Source organism: Pseudomonas sp. NPDC089408, from assembly GCF_044749445.1.
Taxonomy (GTDB): Bacteria; Pseudomonadota; Gammaproteobacteria; order Pseudomonadales; family Pseudomonadaceae; genus Aquipseudomonas.
The window spans coordinates 65,025-84,463 of the sequence record NZ_JBIVHY010000019.1; the positions used below are offsets into that span (position 1 = coordinate 65,025).

General features: G+C 62.9%; 13 protein-coding genes. All 13 read left to right on the forward strand.

The genetic code is table 11. The features are described from left to right. Positions 1-101 precede the first annotated feature (101 nt). On the forward strand, positions 102-965 hold the full coding sequence (locus ACIP02_RS23320; protein ID WP_400621195.1) for a LysR substrate-binding domain-containing protein: 864 nt from the start codon (positions 102-104) through the stop codon (positions 963-965). Positions 966-1,020: 55 nt separating this feature from the next. Next, entirely contained in the window at positions 1,021-2,040 is a 1,020-nt protein-coding gene (locus ACIP02_RS23325; protein WP_400621198.1) for an AraC family transcriptional regulator, read from the forward strand. A 100-nt stretch (positions 2,041-2,140) separates the two neighbouring features. Then, the gene (locus ACIP02_RS23330; RefSeq protein ID WP_400621201.1) at positions 2,141-6,631 is read left to right on the forward strand and encodes an NEL-type E3 ubiquitin ligase domain-containing protein; all 4,491 of its coding nucleotides are present in this window, start codon (positions 2,141-2,143) and stop codon (positions 6,629-6,631) included. A 137-nt stretch (positions 6,632-6,768) separates the two neighbouring features. Beyond that, a complete protein-coding gene (locus ACIP02_RS23335) occupies positions 6,769-11,310 on the forward strand; it encodes an NEL-type E3 ubiquitin ligase domain-containing protein (protein ID WP_400621203.1) in 4,542 nt (1,513 codons plus the stop codon). 125 nt (positions 11,311-11,435) lie between these two features. Further along, on the forward strand, positions 11,436-13,082 hold the full coding sequence (locus ACIP02_RS23340) for an acyl-CoA synthetase (RefSeq protein WP_400621206.1): 1,647 nt from the start codon (positions 11,436-11,438) through the stop codon (positions 13,080-13,082). A 13-nt stretch (positions 13,083-13,095) separates the two neighbouring features. Continuing rightward, the gene (locus tag ACIP02_RS23345; protein ID WP_400621208.1) at positions 13,096-13,863 is read left to right on the forward strand and encodes an SDR family NAD(P)-dependent oxidoreductase; all 768 of its coding nucleotides are present in this window, start codon (positions 13,096-13,098) and stop codon (positions 13,861-13,863) included. Positions 13,864-13,874: 11 nt separating this feature from the next. Beyond that, complete coding sequence (locus ACIP02_RS23350) at positions 13,875-15,068, forward strand: acetyl-CoA C-acyltransferase (protein WP_400621211.1); 1,194 nt, start codon at positions 13,875-13,877, stop codon at positions 15,066-15,068. Positions 15,069-15,076: 8 nt separating this feature from the next. Continuing rightward, positions 15,077-16,204: an acyl-CoA dehydrogenase gene (locus ACIP02_RS23355; protein ID WP_400621214.1), complete on the forward strand. Its 1,128-nt coding sequence runs from the start codon at positions 15,077-15,079 to the stop codon at positions 16,202-16,204. A gap of 13 nt (positions 16,205-16,217) precedes the next feature. Then, complete coding sequence (locus tag ACIP02_RS23360; RefSeq protein WP_003250095.1) at positions 16,218-16,991, forward strand: enoyl-CoA hydratase; 774 nt, start codon at positions 16,218-16,220, stop codon at positions 16,989-16,991. A 635-nt stretch (positions 16,992-17,626) separates the two neighbouring features. Next, the gene (locus ACIP02_RS23365) at positions 17,627-18,031 is read left to right on the forward strand and encodes a TraR/DksA family transcriptional regulator (RefSeq protein WP_003250099.1); all 405 of its coding nucleotides are present in this window, start codon (positions 17,627-17,629) and stop codon (positions 18,029-18,031) included. Between the two features lie 179 nt (positions 18,032-18,210). After that, positions 18,211-18,405, forward strand: coding sequence for a hypothetical protein (locus ACIP02_RS23370; RefSeq protein ID WP_400621218.1), 195 nt, complete (start codon positions 18,211-18,213; stop codon positions 18,403-18,405). 345 nt (positions 18,406-18,750) lie between these two features. After that, positions 18,751-19,221 (forward strand): hypothetical protein, encoded by a 471-nt coding sequence (locus ACIP02_RS23375; protein WP_400621221.1) that lies wholly within the window; start codon positions 18,751-18,753, stop codon positions 19,219-19,221. Then, positions 19,218-19,430, forward strand: coding sequence for a hypothetical protein (locus ACIP02_RS23380; protein WP_400621223.1), 213 nt, complete (start codon positions 19,218-19,220; stop codon positions 19,428-19,430). The genes ACIP02_RS23375 and ACIP02_RS23380 overlap by 4 nt, the downstream gene beginning before the upstream one ends. The last annotated feature ends 9 nt before the right edge of the window (positions 19,431-19,439 follow it).

Sequence of the window (19,439 nt, forward strand, 5' to 3'; positions counted from 1 at the left end):
CGCGCCTGTTGCTGGTTCAGCCTGGCGATTGCGCTTGCCACGTGGCGCTGGCATCCGTCTAATTGCCCGTAGTTATCCGAGCATTAGCCAGGCCTATGCCAATGAACCTTTTCCAGTTGCGCGCTTTCGACGCTGTGGCCCGTGAGGGCAGCTTTACCCGTGCTGCGGGCCGTCTGTTCATCAGCCAGCCGGCAGTGACCGGGCATATCAAGGCGCTGGAGGAGCATTATCAGATCACCCTGCTGCGGCGCACGGCGCGACGGGTGGAGCTGACCGAGGAGGGCACCCGCCTGGCCGCCATCACGCGGGCCATGTTCAGCCTGGCAGATGAGGCGCAAGCCATGCTCGAAGCCAACCGGCAGTTGCTCACCGGGCGCCTTGAAGTGGCAGCCGACGGCCCGCATCGGGTTATGCCCATGCTGGCGATACTGCGCGAGCGGTACCCTGGCATTACCGTCAACCTGCGGCTGGGCAATGCCCAGGAAACGCTGGCCGCGCTACTGGGTGAACATGCCGATGTCGCCGTGCTGACCGAGATCGAACCGCGCAAGGGCTTGTACCTGCAGAGCCTTTGCCAGTCCCGGCTGTGCGCCTTGCTGCCAGCCGGGCACCCTTGGGCGGCAGAGCAGGGCGATCTGCCGCTGGCTGCGCTGCATCAGCAGATCATGGTCCTGCGAGAGCCAAGCTCCACCACCCGCCGCACCTTCGACAAAGCCTGTGTGGCGGCGACGGTGCAGCCGCGCGTGCTGCTGGAGCTGGACAGCCGTGAAGCGGTCACCGAGGCGGTAGCCTCGCAGTTGGGCATCGGCGTGGTGTCGTCCACCGAGGTAGCCAGTGACCCGCGGGTGGTCGCCCGACCGCTGGCTGGGCAGGGGCTGGTCAACCAGCATCTGGTCGGGTGCCTTGTGCGGCGTCGCGAACTGCGCTTGATCCAGGCCTTTCTTGGTCTGGCGGCGGCCCTCTGATGACGCTTTTCCAAGGTGGCTGCAAATGCCCGGGATCAAGCCGGCAGGGTGGGCGATGAGCGCAAAAGACACCATATCCATGCACCTGGTGCGTGAAGCATTGTTGCAAACCTGCCCGGCCGGCGAGCCCGACCGTGGCTTGCTGGCGCGCGCTGGTATCGACGCCGACCAGCTCCACCTGGCCGAGGCACGCGTCCCGGCCCAGGCCTATGCCCGGCTCTGGCGGCTATTGGCGCGGCGTTGCAACGATGAGTTTTTTGCCATGGACCCGCGCGGTCTGCGCACTGGCAGCCTGGCATTCATGTGCCGGGCCAGCATGGCGCAACCCACCCTGGGCGCCAGCCTTGAAACGGCCCTGGCATTCCTGTCGTTGATGCTTGAGGACCTGCACCCTGCCCTGGTGTGTCAGCAGGGCCTGGCCGAAATCGTGATCAACGAGCCGCGTGACGAACCGCGCCGGGCGTTCACCTATTTCACCTTCTGGATGATCGTGCATGGCGTGGCGTGCTGGTTGGCCGGGCGACGCCTGCCGATATTGGCCATCGACCTGCGCTGCAGTGCGCCGCCGTTCTGCGGCGATTATCGGGTGATGTTCTCCGATAACCTGCACTTCGAGCGCCCATTGACGCGCCTGGTCATGGCCGCAGACGGCCTCGACCAGCCAACCCGGCGCAGCGAAGGTGAGCTGCAGCGCTTTCTGGCCGAAGCGCCGGGCAACATTTTGGTGAAATACCGCGATCCGGCCAGCCTGGGTTTGCGTATCCGCAGCGATCTGCTGGGCCTCGACCCTGGGCGCTGGCCCGATACTGACAGCCTGGCACGGCGGCTGTGCCTGTCACCGTCCACCTTGCGTCGCCGCCTGGCAGAAGAAGGGCAGTCTTATCAGGGCCTGAAAGACAGCGTCCGGCGCGAACTCGCCATCGCCTGGTTGGGCCAGGCACAACCGGGCATGGCTGAAATCGCCGAGCGCTTGGGGTTTGCCGACAGCAGCTCATTCTACAAGGCGTTTCGCAAATGGTTTGGTTGCAACCCGGGGCAGTATCGCGAGCAAAGCCAGGCCCGCAGCCGGCGGTGAGCAGGCCTTGAAGGCGTCGCCGGTGTGGCAGTTCCCCCTGACTGTCCGGGCGGTTCGGTGAAAGATTGTGCGGCTCGTCCCGCCAATCAGAGCTCAGCCCATGCGTCAGTTTGCCGCTTCACCCACGCCCCTCGTCTACCGCCTGGAAGACGAGCAGCGTGCCACCGACCGCTTCATCTTGCAGCGCTTGCCAGGTTGGTTGAGAAAAGCGACACCAGGCCAGATTGCCGATCTGCGCCGCTTGATCGCCGCACACAACGTCAGCCAGCAGCGCGTGCAGGCCGCCATGCAACCGGTTGCTTCCCTGCAACAGTTTGCTGTCAGTGAGTTGACCCAGGCCTTGAGCCGCTTCCTCCCGCCAGGCGAATCGCTTGACAGGTTGCAGTGGCGCGACAAAGAAGTGGAGCTGCTTGGCGTCTCGCTGCCGCATCTGCAGTACAGCTACAAGCCGAGCCCTGCGTTATCACGCTTGATGCAGAACTTCGCCGCTGGCGCCACACCACTGGACGGCAGCGGCCTATACGACCCCGCCACGCAAACGTTGGTATCGGACGATGTCGATGCGCTGGTAGACGCTTGCCGCCACCTGGATGCGGGGGCCAGGTACCAGGCCCTGCTCGCCGACCATTTCACCCGGCACCGGGCGCTGCTGGTGGAGGACAAACTGGCCGCGCTGGCGCTTGCGATGCAACTGGCGCTGATGCATGGGCAGATCGACCTGTCGACTCAAGCAGCGCTGCAGGCGTGCTTCGATCCAGCAGCCAGCAGCCAGCAGGATCAGCAGCAGGCGCCCGCCGCTGTAACCGCATACCCTGGGCTGATGAGCCTGCTCGGTTACACCGTGCACGAGGCGTTGTGCATCCAGTTGCGTGGTGCGGATGACAGTGACCTAGGGGTGATTGTCTACCTGGCCGATGGCTCCGCTTGCCCGTTGCGTCGCTATGCCAGCAAGCTTGCCTTGGAGCAGGAGCTGGTACGCCAGCTATCGACAGCGCAGTACCTGGCTACTTTTAGCCAGCGAGTGGCGCTATCTGATCGCAAGGCATTTCTTGACCAGCTGGCACTGCGCCTGGCGGATGCCCAACCAGACCTCGCAGTGGAGGGCGAAGCGGGGCATGACGCTATCTGCGAGCGCTGGGTGACAGCGCAGGTTGACCGCGCCAAGCAAGATGCACGGGTGCTGTTGGTGCCCACCGCGGATGCCGACGCCAAGGCCAGCCAGGAACGCCTGGCGGCCTGGGGTTCGGCAGGCTGGACCCTGGCCAGCCTGGCAGGGTTCTTCGTGCCGCTGGTGGGGGCGGCATTGCTGGCTGATCTACTCCGGCAGGTCTGCTCGCATACCTACGAAGGGATGGCCGACTGGGCGGCGGGGCATGACCACGAGGCCCTGCAACATTTGCTCGGGGTTGCGCAAATTGTAGCGGGCGCAGCCATCACCGTGGGTGCGGTGGCGGGTGCCGGGGCCGCTGTGCGGCTGGTACAGCGCAGCGCATTCGTCGACGGCCTGGTACCGGTCAGCCTGGACGCAGGTGGCGCACGACTCTGGCACGACGACCTGACGGTATATGCCACCCGTGCGCAGCCTGCGCAGCTCGACGAGCGAGGCCTCTACAGCACTGATCAACGGCACTGGCTGCGCATCGCCGATAATTACTATGCGCTTCAGCAGCCCCAGGCACAGGGCGGCTGGCGCTTGCGTCATCCACTGCGTGAAGGAGCCTATGGGCCAGCGCTGGCGTACAACGGCGAGCGCTACTGGCATTTGCCAGTAGAGCAACCGGCGGGTTGGGCCGATGCCGCGCAGATGCTCAACCGGCTGTGGCCACAGGCACAACCACTGGACACGCAGTGGGCCCAGACGATCTTGCAGGCAGCGGGCAGCGATGTTGACGAGTTGCGTGGCATTCTGGTCGATAACCGCCCCTTGCCGGCTAACCTGCGCGACGCTTTGCGCCGTTTCGCGGCAGATCGACGGCTGCAAGCGTTCTTCGTCGCGCTTGACGACGCGGCAGCAGAGCCCGATGGAGAACTGCTCGCGTACTGCAGGCAACTACCTCAGTTTGCGGGCATCGCAGACGCCAAGCTGCCTGCCGCAATTGTCGAGCAGGGCTCGGCCTTGCGTGAAGGCTTGTTTGCCCATCTGACCCCGCAGCCGAAGACCGATGACCGGGTAGCAGGCGTGCTGCTGCGCGACTTTCCCGGTTTGCCTGTGGATTATGCCTTGGAGCTGGCTAACGCGGTTACGGGCGAACAACGGCAGCGGATCGAACTGCTCCAGCGGCTTCCGCTGTCGGTTGCGAAAAAAGCCCGTGGGTTGCTGCAGATGGCCAGGTTGAGCCGGGCCCAACAAGGCCTGATGCTGCGCAACGCGTACAGCAGCGAAAGTGGTGAACTGTTGTTGCGGCTGTTGCCACAGCTGGCGAACTGGTCGTTCGGACGGCGCCTGGAATTACGTGCCAGAACGGCCTCGGGCCAACTGACAGCGGTCCTCAATTCGCAAGCGCCGGAGGCGACTGCGGTGATTCTGGTGCGCGCCCAAGGCCTGTTCAAACTCTACGATTACCGTGGCGAGGTGCTCGATGCACAGTTTGAAGCCACGGACGATGTATTCGCCGCTTTAGCCGCTGTACTCACGGCCGAGCAGCAAAAGCGCTTGAGGCTTGACCCTGTCAACCCGGCCAGCGACCTACGCCAGAGGGTTGTTCGGGCGATACCGGCTACGCCCGCACAATTGCTCAATCGCCTCGGTTGGCGGCAGCAGCAAGGTTGGTTCAACCCAGGGCAACGTTTGCCAGACGGGCGCGTGGGCTACCTGCTGGGCGGGCAGCAGTCGACCACCCGGAACTACCAGGGGCAATTGCGCATGCGGCTGCGCAACCTCTACCACGGCAACAGTGAAGTAGAAATCGATGAGCACCTGCACAGGATCAGCCGCAGCGACGACCCCTTCGCAGCGATGCTTTTCGAGGAAGATAACTTCCGATTGCTCAACCACCGTATGAACGAGTGGATCGCCTACGCCCGGCCCAGCGAAGTGGCAGCGCGGCGGATGTTGGCCGCCCGCTTGCGTCAGGCTTGGCGTCGACAATTGCCGCTGGACACGATGCATGCACAGTTGGGCGGAAGAATTCTTGACCTGAGCGGTTTTCAGGTCAGCAGCTTGCCAGAGCTGGCAGAGTCCATTGACTTCAACTTTGTCACCACTCTGGTGATGATCAACACCCCGCTGGTGGTTGAGCCCAATGAGTTTTTCAGCTGCTTCAGCGAAGTGCGCAGGCTTAATTTTTCCAGAAACCATCTGCACCGCGTGCCGACCGGGCTGCAGCATCTGGTCAACCTTGAGAGCCTGCAGCTGTCGTACAACTGCATCCGCATGAACGTACGGGGTATCGAAACCCTGAGGGGGTTGCAGCATCTGACCGAGCTGGACCTGAGCGCCAACCCCTTGCAGCACCTGACGTTGCGCTTCAACCAGGCGCCGCGGCTGCAAACGTTGTACCTGCGAAACTGCAGGTTGTTGGAATGGCCAGCAGGGCTTGAACGCTGCGCCGAGTTGAATATGGCGGACCTGCGCTGCAACCAGATTGCAGAGGTGCCCCAGGCTATCTTGCAAATGCCGTACGCGTTTCGTATGGCTTTTCATGTGCAGCACAATCCCATAGCTGCCCAACAGTGGGCCGGCTTGCATGCGCCGCCTGCGCATGTGGCGCATGCCGTCACTGCAATGCAAGCGCAAGTCCCGGCACGGCAACTGTGGTTGGGCGAGACTGCCACCCAAGCGCAGCGGGAACGGTGGCTGCGGTTGTTCGGCGTGCCGGGTCGGGAACGCGTGCTGCACGTCTTGCAAGCGTTGCAAAATACCAGGGACTACGAGCGGCATCGTGCCGACCTTACCCTTCAGGTGTGGGCACTGCTAGAGGCGTTGGATGAGGATACCGACCTGCTGGCCCGGGTTGTGGCCCTCGCCGAAGAAGAAACAACCTGTGCCGACAGCATTGCCGAGCGCTTCAGCGACATGCGCCTGCAAGCACTCGTCGCCCAGGCCAGCCGCGTCAGCGGCGACAAGCAAACGGCATTACTGCAACTGGGGCTCGGCTTGTTCCGGCTGGAAAGACTGCAGACATTTGTGCGCATGGATATTGCCACGCGTCAGAGCGTGCACCGGTTGCTTGACCCGATAGAGGTCAAACTCAGCTACACCGTGGCGCTGGCGCAGGAAATGAACTTGCCAGGCCAACCGACCTCGATCAGGTATGGCGAGCTTGCCAATGTCAGTGCTGCACAGCTTGAGGCGGCCCGCACCTTTGTGCGGGAGGCCGAAACTGTCGAAGCGCAAGCGGAGTTTCTGGCGTTGCACAGTTTCTGGAGCGGCTGGGTGGAAAGCCAGCATCAACTGCGCTTCGAGGCGCTGGACACGCGCTACGCGGACATGGCCGACGCCCTGACTGCAGAGGCTGGGCAGGGCGCGGGCGCGCCGGAGGCTCAGGCAACCTGGGACGAGCTTGAGTATGCGCGGACAGCGGAGCGCATCAAGATGATCGTGGAGTACACCAAGGAAATTCTGGAAGGCAGGACTGGCAACGTCGACTAGCCGCGAGGGGCGCCGTGCATACGGCGATCAAGGTGCTTGCCCGGCGGCTCGACCGCCCCGGGCAAGCATTCCTGCTGCTGGCGTCGAGGTGGGCTGATCATGGTGGAGGGCCTTACAACCCGATAGGACCCTTGCCCATGTGTTCCGCCAAGCGCCAGTTCACCTCCCCATACCCTGGCAATGGCTTTATTGCCACTCATCTGCCCGACTGGCTGGCCAGCGCAAGTGCGCAGCAGGTCAAACGTCTGCAAGGCTGTGTCACCGAGCATTTGCGAAGCCAGCAACAGATCGCCCGTCTCAGCGGCCGCTTGCAGCCGCCGGGGCAATTTGCCCAACAGCTATTGCAGCCGGCGATCGCAGCCCGGTTGGGGCAGGCCGTCGAGCTGGACAAAGCGGTCTGGCGTGAAGCGCGTCTTAAGGTCATACAGCGCCCGTTTCAGCCCATTCCGGGTTTGTTGCCGCCGGATTTCGAAACACGTTTCGTCTACGAGCCGTTGCTGCAGAAACTTTTGCAGAATTTCACTGCAGGCGAGACCTTCGCCGCACAGACGGTGGTGCTTGGGCCGCAAGCGGCTGGCGAACAAGCCGCCACGGTATTGACCAGCAAGATCGCTGACGTGGTTGACGTTTGCCGGAAAGTCGACGCTGGGGCGGCTTACCAGACGCACCTTGCCCAGGTTCTGGGCCCGGCCGTAGTGGCTGCGCTGGCACAGGACAAGTGCCGGGAGCTGGCGCTAGCCATCGAGCTGGCCAGTCTTAAAGGGCACCTGAACAGCGCCGACAGCGTGGCGTTACGCTTGGTCAGCGAGGACAAACCTGCCCTTCATCCCCAGGGCCTGCTGGTGCGGACCAAGATGCTGGAAATTCTTGGTAGCCGGGTGGACGGTGCGCTGGCATTCGAGTTGCTGGTACCCACCCTGCGCCAGGGTGACTTCCCTGTGGGGCCGCCTGATCGGCTCAAAGCTATGATCATTTACCTGCCGGGCGTCGGCGCCGCGCCATTACGCCGATTTGCCAACTGGCAGGCTATTAATCAGACCCTGGCAAGTGAATTGACGCAGGCGCCCTCCAGGCAGGCCTTGTTGCAGCGCATTGCATTGGCTGACAGGGCAAGGTTTCAGGCGCTGTTGGCTGCACGCTTGAGCGATTCGCGGCCTGACCTGCAGCCAGGCCGGGCCCCAGTGACCGGAAAGTGGTTCACTGACATGGCCACTTGGCAGGTGCGTCGGATCAAGCAGGATGCGTTATTTCTGGTGGTGCCGTCGGCCCAGGCTGACAGCGAAGCGTCTGCGCAGCGGTTGGCCAGCCTGGCCGCTGCAGGTATCGGCCTGTTGAACCTGGCAGGTCTGTTTGTGCCGGTGGTAGGGACTTTGCTATTGGCGGATCTGGGGAGGCAGGTGCTGGGGCACGTTTATGAAGGTGTCAGCGATTGGGCCCAAGAGCACCAGCACGAAGCCCTGCAGCACTTGCTGGCAGTAGCCGGCACGGTTGCAGCGGCCGGCGCGGCGTCGCTGGCTGCGAGTACCCTGCGCAGCACTTTCGTCGAAACCCTGGAGCCTGTGACTACCGAGCACGGAACAGAAAAATTATGGTCGCGCGAGCTGGCGACCTATCGGCAGGTACCAACCGGCGTGAAATTGACAGAGCGCCATGACGGGTTATTCAGCGGTGACGAGGCGCTGTGGTGGCACCATGAGGGCAAGTTCTATGGCGTCTATCAGGACAGCAAGGGCGGTTGGCGCTTGCTGCACCGCGATGGGCCACAGGTCTTCGGCCCGCTTCTGCGCGGTAATGGGGAGCGCGGCTGGTGGCTGAGCCTGGATCGCCCACAACAGTGGCAAGGCAGCGCGCCCCTGCTGGCGCGCCTGTGGCCAGCGGCCAGAGCACTGTCTGATGAGCAGGTGGCGCAGGTACTGCAGGTTGCCGGTGCAGACGACGCGAAACTGCGACAGCTGGCGGTCGAATGCCTGCCGTTACCTGTGACGTTGCGTGACACGCTGGAGCGCTTCGCGGTGCATGGGCAGAATCAGGCATTTTTCAACGGGTCGGGCGAGGGCAGTGACTATGCCGCCCGGCTGGATTGGTGTAGCCAGCAGCTTGGCGTGCCGCCTGACGCGGTGGCTGAGCAAACTACCCGGGTCATGGCCCAAGCGGGTCACTTGCGCGAGGCGATGCTGGCTCATTTCGCCGAGCAGTACTTACCGGATGACCCGCTGTGGCCGTTGTTCAAGCGCCATTTTCCCCACCTGCCCAAGGCGTATGCACTGGATATTCTCAAGGCTGCTACCAGTGAGATGCGCTCGACCATGCACAACACTTCGCGCATGCCCTTGGCATTGGCCCTGCCGGCGCGCTTGCTGCAGCAGCAGGCGCGGCTGACGCGCCTGCGTGAAGCGGTATGCCTGCAGGACAGCTACAGCGACGATGTTGTTAGCGTGGTGTTTCGACTGTTACAACGTCAGGGGCTCGCTGCCGATCAGGTCGACCTGGTGCTCCACCAGCGCTCATCCAGCGGCCCTGTACTGGAGCGCTTGCTGCCGGCGTTCGGTCAGGTTGCGCAAAGCCTGCACCTGGTGCGCTCAGCCGGGCGCTTCGAGCTTTACGACCAGGCTGGCAGGCGCAGCGGCGTTGAGATCGCGCAGCCGCAAGGCTTGTTCGAAGTCCTGGCAGCCTGCCTTTCCCCGGCGTACCTGCGCCGTATGCAGTGGGTTGCCGACGATGCACCACAGCTGATTCGGGCGCAGGTGCAAGCCTGGTTACCCACGCAACCCAAGGCCTTGCTGGCCTTACTTGGCTGGCGTGAAGCCAGACCGCTTGGCGCTAGCTTGCAGCGGCTGGACGACGGCCGTGTGGGTTACCCGCTCGGCCCGGTACTGTCGTGCCTGGAATCGCCTGAATGCGTGATGCGCCGCCGCATCCACGCGCTCTATCCGAGCTTGAACGAAGCGCAGACCGAGCATTACCTGGACTTGCTGTACCAGCATACCGCTTCACCGTTCAGTTCATTGCTGCGCCTGGAACTTGAATATGACCAGCTGACGCAACAGCTCAACGCCTGGGCGCGGCATGCCAGCACGCACGTGCGTGAGCAACGCGTGCAAGCGTGCCGCGAGTTCCAGCGCGCCTGGCGAATGGAGACCTATCGCCTGCCTGCCCGGCCGCAGCGGGGCAGGGATGCACATCTGTCGCTGGTTTCGATCGCTTTGGGCGAATTGCCTGCTCTGCCGCCGGGCACGGACTTTGGTCATATCGATCAGTTGACGCTGATCAACCTGCGCCTGAGCGCTTTGCCTCCAGCGTTTCTTTCGTTTTTTCCAAACGTTCAGGTACTCAACCTCGCGTTCAACGAATTGCAAGCGTTGCCTGCAGGCCTGGAAAACCTCAGTCAGCTGCGCGAGCTGAACCTGGCCGGTAACCATATCCGTCTCGATGAGGCCCAGGCAGCAGTACTGGCAGTGCTTACCGGGCTGCGCAACCTCAACCTCAGCGACAACCCGTTGGACCGGGCTACCTTGCAAATAGGCGCTTTACGCAGCCTGGAAACCTTGAGCTTGCGCCGCGTCGGCCTGGCGGAGATGCCTGAAGGGCTGGAGCTTTGTGAGCAACTGACCTACATCGACCTGCGCAATAACCAGATCAGCGGCCTGCCACAGGCGCTGATCGATTCGCCGGTGCCGCGTCGGCAACTACTCATCTTATCGGGCAACCCGCTGTCGGCCGACGTCATGGACCGGCTGCGTAATCCTGCGCACCCCGGCCAGCCGACGCTGGTCGAGCTGGAGCCGGTGGTTTCCAAGTACAGGTGGCTCGGCACCCTCGAAAGCCCCCAGCGCCAAGCTCATGAAGCGCTGTGGGACGCTGTGCGCGTCGAAGCGGGTAGCGACCCCTTTTTCGCTCTGCTGGACGAGCTGGTGGAAAGCGCTGATTTCAGGGTGGCCCCGCAAGAGACTGGAAGACGGGTCTGGCGCGTGGTGACAGCGGCCAGCAATGATGCCCGGGTGCGCAGTGACCTGTTCGATCTGGCCGGCGATCCACGAACGTGCGCAGACAGCGCTGCCCACTGCTTCAGCCAGCTGGAAGTGGGCATGCACGTCGCCGAGTTCACTCACAATGGTGAACCTGGGGCGACAGCCAAGCAGCGGCTGATTCTTGCCCAGCGCCTGTTCCGCCTGAATCAGGTCGACCAGTTCGCCCGTGCGGACATGGATGCGCGGTATGCAGATGGGCGGTGGGAACGTGGTCAGCATGATGAAGAGGAAGTGGAGGTCAGCCTGGCTTATCGGGTAGGCCTGTCACAGCGCCTGAATTTGCTGGGTCAGCCAGGCAACATGCTGTTTGGCGAACTGGCGCAGGTCAGCCCCGCGGCCTTGGACAATGCCTACAGCTCGGTGCTGACGGCCGAGGCCGGCGAGGAGCGCGCAGCATTTATCAGCAAACTGGGTTTTTGGGTCATGTCGTTACGAGCACTCCATCCTTCACTGTATAGCGCCATCGAGGACGATTTCCTCGCACAGTGGCAGGCTGTCGAAGCGCATCAGCAGGCACAGCGCAGCCACGAGGCCGCGTTAGGTGACCCTGGCTATCTGCAGCAGGCGCGCGACCTGCAGCAGGCGCGCACGCGGGCACTCGGTGAATTGAGCTTGCGCCTGACCAAAGAAGCGCTGGCCCGGCCCGTGTAACCAACCGATGAGGCCAAACCGGTCATCCATTTTGACAGCTTTGGCCATTGTCGCCGGGCCTGGGCGGCGCGAACATCATTGGACCGATGGTTCCACTCCAAAAACAAGAAACCAGGAGTCCGACGATGCGCGATTACGCCGAGGCCGCTCGTGCGTTCGACCATGCCCAGGCCGCCGCTGCGGCGCTGCATGGCGACCTCGATGCCCTCAATGCCTGTGTCGAATGCTGCGACCGCCATGCCGGTGCCGGCAAGCTGGCGCTGATTCACGAAGACCGTGATGGCAACAGTGCACGTTACAGTTTTGACCAGCTCAAGGCGCAGGCTGCCCGTTTTGCCAATGTGCTCAAGGCACAGGGTGTGAGCGCCGGCGACCGGGTCGCCGGGCTGATGCCGCGAACCCCGGAGCTGCTGGTCACCATCCTCGCCACCTGGCGCCTCGGTGCGGTGTACCAGCCGCTGTTCACCGCCTTCGGCCCCAAGGCTATTGAGCACCGCCTGGAGCAGTCTGGCGCCCGGCTGGTAGTTACCGACAGTCACAACCGCGCCAAGCTGGATGACGTTCACGCCTGCCCGACCATCATCACGGTCAGGGCGCGCAGCGGTGAGCTCGATTTTCAACAGTGCCTGGAAAATGCCGCAGGTGCATGCGAACCGGTCATGCGCTCGGGCAATGACCCGTTTCTGCTGATGTTCACCTCCGGCACCACCGGCCCGGCCAAACCGCTGGAAGTGCCGCTGCGCGCCATTGTGGCGTTTCAGGGCTACATGCGCGATGCCATTGACCTGCGCCCCGAGGACAACTTCTGGAACCTGGCCGACCCGGGCTGGGCTTATGGACTGTACTACGCCGTGACCGGCCCGCTGTCGCTGGGCCATGCCACCACCTTCTACGATGGCCCGTTCAGCGTCGAAAGCTGCGCGCGAGTGATCGACAAGCTGGGCATCACCAACCTGGCCGGATCGCCCACCGCGTATCGCTTGCTGATCGCTGCCGGCAAGGACTTTGCGGCACCGATCAAGGGCCGCCTGCGCGTGGTCAGCAGCGCCGGCGAGCCGCTAAACCCGGAAGTGATCCGCTGGTTTGCCGATGAACTGGGCGTGACTATCCATGACCACTACGGGCAAACCGAACTGGGCATGGTGCTGTGCAACCACCACGCCCTGGCGCATCCGGTGCACCTGGGGTCGGCGGGCTTTGCCATCCCCGGCCACCGCATCGTGGTGCTGGACGAGCAGGGCAACGAGCTACCCGCCGGCCAGCCAGGCATTCTCGCGGTCGACCGTGAGCAGTCGCCGCTGTGCTGGTTCGGTGGCTACCACGGCCTGCCAACCAAGGCCTTCGTTGGCAAGTATTACCTCAGTGGTGACACCGTCGAGCTGAATCAGGACGGCAGTATCAGCTTCGTCGGCCGCAGCGACGACGTGATCACCACCTCCGGTTACCGGGTTGGCCCGTTCGATGTGGAAAGCGCGCTGATCGAGCACCCGTCGGTGATCGAGGCGGCGGTAATCGGCAAACCAGACCCCGAGCGTACCGAGTTGATCAAGGCCTTTGTGGTATTGGCCAACGGCTACACCGGTTGCGCCCAGCTGGAAGAAACCCTGCGCCAGCATGTGCGCCAGCGCCTGTACGCACATGCCTACCCAAGGGAAATCGAATTCGTCAGCGAGCTGCCCAAGACCCCGAGCGGCAAGCTGCAACGCTTCATCCTGCGCAATCAGGAAGTCGCCAAACAACAAGCGCAACAGGCCACCCCTGCCAGCGCCTGAAAGGAAACCGATCATGCAGATAGCCAACAAACACTTCATCGTCAGCGGCGCGGCCTCCGGGCTGGGCGCTGCCACCGCGCAGATGCTGGTCGAGGCCGGCGCCAAGGTCATGCTGGTCGACCTCAATGCCCAGGCCGTCGAGGCCAAGGCCCGCGAGCTGGGTGACAATGCCCGCTTCGCGGTGGCCGACATCAGCGACGAACAGGCCGCCCAGGCGGCAGTCGATGCAGCCGTTAGCGCCTTTGGCAGCCTGCACGGGCTGGTCAACTGCGCCGGCATCGTCGGTGCCGAAAAGGTGCTGGGCAAACAGGGCCCGCATGGCCTGGCCAGCTTCGCCAAGGTCATCAACGTCAACCTGATCGGCAGCTTCAACCTGCTGCGCCTGGCGGCTGCGGCCATGGCCGAAGGGCCGGCCGATGATGGCGGTGAGCGTGGGGTGATCATCAACACTGCCTCTATTGCCGCTTATGACGGCCAGATCGGCCAGGCCGCGTATGCGGCCTCCAAGGGCGCCATTGCCAGCCTGACCTTGCCAGCCGCCCGCGAGCTGGCACGCTTTGGCATCCGTGTGATGACCATTGCCCCGGGCATTTTCGAAACGCCGATGATGGCCGGCATGACCGAGGAAGTGCGCGCTTCGCTGGCGGCTGGCGTGCCGTTCCCGCCGCGCCTGGGCCGCCCGCAGGAGTATGCCGCGCTGGCGCGTCACATCATTGAAAACAGCATGCTCAACGGCGAGGTGATCCGCCTCGACGGCGCGCTGCGCATGGCTGCCAAGTAAGGAGAGCGAACATGACCCTCACCAACGACCCGATCGTTATCGTCAGCGCCGTGCGCACGCCCATGGGCGGCCTGCAGGGCGACCTCAAGAGCCTGACTGCGCCGCAACTGGGCAGCGCCGCCATCCGTGGCGCCGTCGAGCGTGCCGGCATCGACGCCGCCAGTGTCGAGCAGGTGCTGTTCGGTTGCGTGCTGCCGGCAGGTCAGGGCCAGGCCCCGGCACGCCAGGCGGCGCTGGGCGCCGGGCTGGACAAGCACACCACCTGCACCACCCTGAACAAGATGTGCGGTTCGGGCATGCAGGCGGCGATCATGGCCCATGACCTGCTGCTGGCCGGTACGGCCGATGTAGTGGTGGCCGGTGGCATGGAAAGCATGACCAACGCCCCGTACCTGCTGGACAAGGCCCGTGGCGGTTACCGCATGGGCCACGGCAAGATCATCGACCACATGTTCATGGATGGCCTTGAAGACGCCTACGACAAAGGCCGCCTGATGGGCACCTTTGCCGAAGACTGCGCCCAGGCCAACGCCTTCAGCCGCGAAGCCCAGGACCAGTTCGCCATTGCCTCGCTGACCCGTGCCCAGGACGCGATCAAGAGCGGCCGCTTTGCTGCCGAGATCGTGCCGGTAGAAGTAACCGAGGGTAAGGAAAAACGCGTGGTCAAGGACGACGAGCAGCCGCCCAAGGCGCGCCTGGACAAGATCCCGCAGCTCAAACCGGCCTTCCGCGAAGGCGGCACCGTGACGGCGGCCAACGCCAGTTCGATTTCCGACGGTGCGGCAGCACTGGTGCTGATGCGTCGCTCCGAAGCTGGCAAACGTGGCCTCAAGCCGCTGGCAGTGATTCACGGCCACTCGGCCTTCGCCGATGCCCCGGCGTTGTTCCCGACTGCGCCCATCGGCGCCATCGACAAGCTGATGAAGCGTACCGGTTGGAACCTGGCAGAGGTCGACCTGTTCGAGATCAACGAAGCGTTCGCCGTGGTCACCCTGGCGGCCATGAAGCACCTTGACCTGCCACATGACAAGGTCAATATCCACGGCGGCGCCTGCGCACTGGGCCACCCGATTGGCGCCTCGGGCGCACGTATTCTGGTGACCCTGCTGTCGGCCCTGCGCCAGAACAACCTGCGCCGGGGTGTGGCAGCTATCTGCATCGGCGGTGGCGAAGCCACGGCCATGGCTGTCGAGTGCCTGTACTGAGGTGAACCATGCTGGTAACTGACGAGCAACAACAGATCGCCGACGCGGTACGTGCCTTCGCCCAGGAGCGCCTGAAACCGTTTGCCGAGCAATGGGACAAGGAACACCGCTTCCCCAAGGAAGCCATCGGCGAGATGGCCGAGCTTGGCCTGTTCGGCATGCTGGTGCCGGAGCAGTGGGGTGGCAGCGACACCGGTTATGTGGCCTACGCCATGGCCCTGGAAGAGATCGCCGCCGGTGATGGTGCCTGTTCGACGATCATGAGCGTGCACAACTCGGTGGGCTGCGTGCCGATCCTGCGCTTTGGCAGCGAGCAGCAGAAAGAGCAGTTTCTTACGCCGCTGGCCAGCGGTGCGGTGCTCGGTGCTTTCGCCCTGACCGAACCACAAGCCGGCTCCGATGCCAGCAGCCTGAAGGCCCGCGCCCGCCTGGACGGCGACCACTACGTGCTCAATGGCAGCAAGCAATTCATTACTTCCGGGCAGAATGCCGGGGTGGTGATCGTGTTTGCCGTGACCGACCCGGAAGCCGGCAAGCGTGGTATTAGCGCGTTCATCGTGCCCACTGATTCGCCGGGCTACCAGGTGGCGCGGGTCGAGGACAAACTCGGACAGCATGCCTCCGACACCTGCCAGATCGTTTTCGACAATGTGCGTGTGCCGGTGGCTAACCGCCTGGGTGCGGAGGGCGAGGGTTACAAGATCGCCCTGGCCAACCTGGAAGGCGGCCGTATCGGCATTGCCTCGCAGGCCGTGGGCATGGCCCGCGCGGCGTTCGAAGTGGCGCGCGATTATGCCAACGAGCGGCAAAGCTTTGGCAAGGCGCTGATCGAGCACCAGGCCGTGGCCTTCCGCCTGGCCGACATGGCTACGAAAATTGCCGTGGCCCGGCAGATGGTGTTGCATGCTGCCGCACTGCGTGATGCCGGGCGCCCGGCGCTGGTAGAAGCGTCGATGGCCAAGCTGTTTGCCTCGGAAATGGCTGAAAAGGTCTGTTCGGACGCCTTGCAGACCCTGGGCGGTTATGGCTATCTGAGTGACTTCCCGCTGGAGCGGATCTACCGCGACGTTCGGGTTTGCCAGATTTACGAAGGCACCAGCGACATTCAGCGCATGGTCATTGCGCGCAATCTTTGAAGGAGCAGACTGCATGGCATTCGAAACCATCCTGTTGGACATCCACGGCAAGGTCGGCCTGATCACCCTCAACCGCCCGCAGGCGCTGAACGCGCTGAACGCGCAAATTGTCGGGGAGATCAACCAGGCCCTTGATCAGCTCGAGCGTGACCCTAACATCGGCTGCGTGGTGCTGACCGGGTCGGCCAAGGCATTTGCCGCGGGTGCTGACATCAAGGAAATGGCCGAACTGCAATACCCGCAGATCTACGTCGACGACCTGTTCAGCGATGCCGATCGCATTGCCAACCGCCGCAAGCCGATCATTGCTGCGGTGTCGGGTTTTGCCTTGGGTGGTGGCTGTGAGTTGGCGATGATGTGCGACTTTATCCTCGCGGCCGACAATGCGAAGTTTGGCCAGCCGGAGATTAACCTGGGTGTATTGCCGGGTATGGGCGGTACCCAGCGCCTGACCCGTGCGGTGGGCAAGGCCAAGGCCATGGAACTGTGCCTGACCGGCCGCCTGATGGGCGCCGAAGAGGCTGAACGTGCTGGCCTGGTGGCGCGGATTGTGCCGCAGGCAGAGTTGGTTGAAGAGGCGCTGAAGGTGGCGGCGACCATTGCCAGCAAGTCGATCCCGGTGAGCATGATGGTCAAGGAAAGCGTCAACCGCGCGTTTGAAGTCACCCTTAGCGAGGGTGTGCGCTTCGAGCGACGGGTGTTCCATGCGGCGTTTTCTACAGAAGACCAGAAAGAAGGTATGGCCGCGTTTATTGCCAAGCGCGAGGCGCAGTTCAAGGACCGCTGATTCTGGATGGGAATTTGGGCTGGGCCTTCAGGTGCATGCCTTGAGAGGTCTGGTGGCCGTGAGATCGAGCGCCGCCCGCGCGGCGCTTCGCGGCACAAGGCCGCTCCCACATCTATTTCTGGCCAGTCTCTCCTGGGCCTTCACCTCTGTCCGCCTTGTTTGTTCCCTTCAATATCGAGGGTTGCACACCTGCTGTTCTTCAATTTCCTGTCATGCACCAAGGGTGCGCGCGCCTCTGTCACAGGAATAATTGGCCCGAAACAGATGTGGGAGCGGCCTTGTGCCGCGAAGCGCCGCGCGGGCGGCGCTCGATCTCCCAGGCGCTGAAAATGTCATGGCAAACACCTGGTGGCCCTAATCCAATATCCCGACATGTATTTGGTGGCCCTCATCCAATGCTCCGTCATCTACCCGGTGGCCCCACCAAGGCCCTACCACCCAGGCACCGACCAGCGGATTGTAAGCCCCGGAAGCAAATTCGCACCCATTTGCAGTTGCTCCACGCGACGTGGCGCCTTAGACTGCCGCCCCCTGTAAAAAGAGTGCCAGTTGGCGCTTGAAGAATTCCGCTGTCGATGCCACGGCGCCGACGGCACCTGAATCGCCCAAATGCACATTTTTTCATAGAGAAATCGATGACCAAGGAACAGTTGCTGGCCATGTCGGCCGATGACTACATGAACGCCGACCAGCTGGCCTTCTTCACTGAGCTGCTGCAGGCGATGAAAGTCGAAACCCATGAACGCATCGAACTCAGTCGCACCACCATCGAAGGCCTGGACACCCCGTCGGACCCTGCCGATGTGGCTTCGGTCGAAGAAGAGCGTAGCTGGCTGGTAAATGCCATCGACCGCGACCAGCGCCTGCTGCCACAGCTGGAAATGGCCCTGGACCGTATCGCCGACGAGAGCTTCGGCTGGTGCGATGACAGTGGTGAGCCAATCGGCCTGAAGCGTCTGCTGATCAGTCCGACCACCAAATACTGCATCGAAGCCCAGGAGCGCCACGAGCAGCTCGACCGCCACCAGCGCCAGGTATAACCCCGCGGGCGGTGCCGAGCCCCACGGAGCGATCCTTGGGGCTTTTTGCGTTTGTCGCGGGTTGCTGGCTTTGTTGCCCCGTGCGTAACACTGCTGTACCGGGATGCGCTGTTTCCTCGCAGGTGGCAGGCGTATCATGGCTTTATCGTTAGGGTGCTAATTAAATTCCGGAGGGAATGATGAATAGCCGAGTCGATGTAGCCGTGATGATCGGTTCAGGCGTGCCGGCCACCTTGCAGGCGTTGGGCAAGCGTATTTGCTGGGTGGTACTGGTCAATGGTGAGCGCCGTGGTACCGCGTTTGCCACACGTGAAGATGCACTGGAGTGCCAGGCTGCGTGGCAACAGCAACTCAAGAAAGGCCTGGCGGCCTGAAATTGTTTATTGCCTCTCGACGGGTTTCAGTGTTTTCGGGCATATTTGTCCTACAGTAAGTGCGCACATCGACGCTTGGGCTTGGCTTTTACAGGCTCACCCCGTTGTTTGCGTTTTCTGGCGAGTGATCTCAGGCATCACGCTTCCCGCGTCGGGAATGAGCCAAACGCCTTCGAGTGAGGGCGATTCTGGCAAACCAGAGTAAAGATTCCTGCACGTTGCATCGTCAGCGAGCACAGACATTTCGCATATCGCTTTATTACTCTTTTCGCCTATCGATAAGAAATGGCCGTGCCTCCCCGAGCTTGGGTGAGGGCGGGTTGTAACCGGTTGAGGATTACTTCATTGGCAGTCAGCACACTTGATACGCATGCGTTGTTCGCCCTGGGCGACTTGCGCGGTAAATTGGCCCAACTGTTCCAGGGCCGCTTTATCTATGTGACCGAACAGAGCCCCGAAGGCCTGTACATGGCCGAAATCGACACCGAAAGTGCACTGGTGGTCGATGACAAGCAGCGCCTGGAGCTGAAAGTCGGCGACCATTTCCGCGCTGCCGTATTACCTAGCCGCGAAGGTGGCAAGCTGGAAATGCGCTTTCGCGAAATTAAGCTGAATGTGTATGGCGTAGGTGACTATGCCTTCGTCTCCGTGCCGGAAGGCGAGGGTATTGTGTTCCGCGAAGGCCAGGGCGTGATGCTGGTGTTTGCCGCGCAGCAGCAAGTGCAAGAAGGCCTGGGCAAGTTGCTCAAAGCGGTGACCGGCAAAGTTGCCAAGTGGCGCAAGGGTGAACTGACCACCTTCAAGGCCAGTGAATGACCGATGCTGACGACACGCCTGCCACGCGGGCGGAGTTTCATCGGCAGCACCAGGCAGATGCCGTGGCCGACGCCGAGCGCTTGTTGGCCCGGCGCGATGAGCTGCAAGGCGCGTGGATGAACTGGGTGGCGGCTGAGCTGTACCGGCTTGGCCCGCCACCTTATGCCGTCATGGTCCGCCGCGAGTTGCAGCGCCTCAGCCAGGCGTGAGGCGGCAGC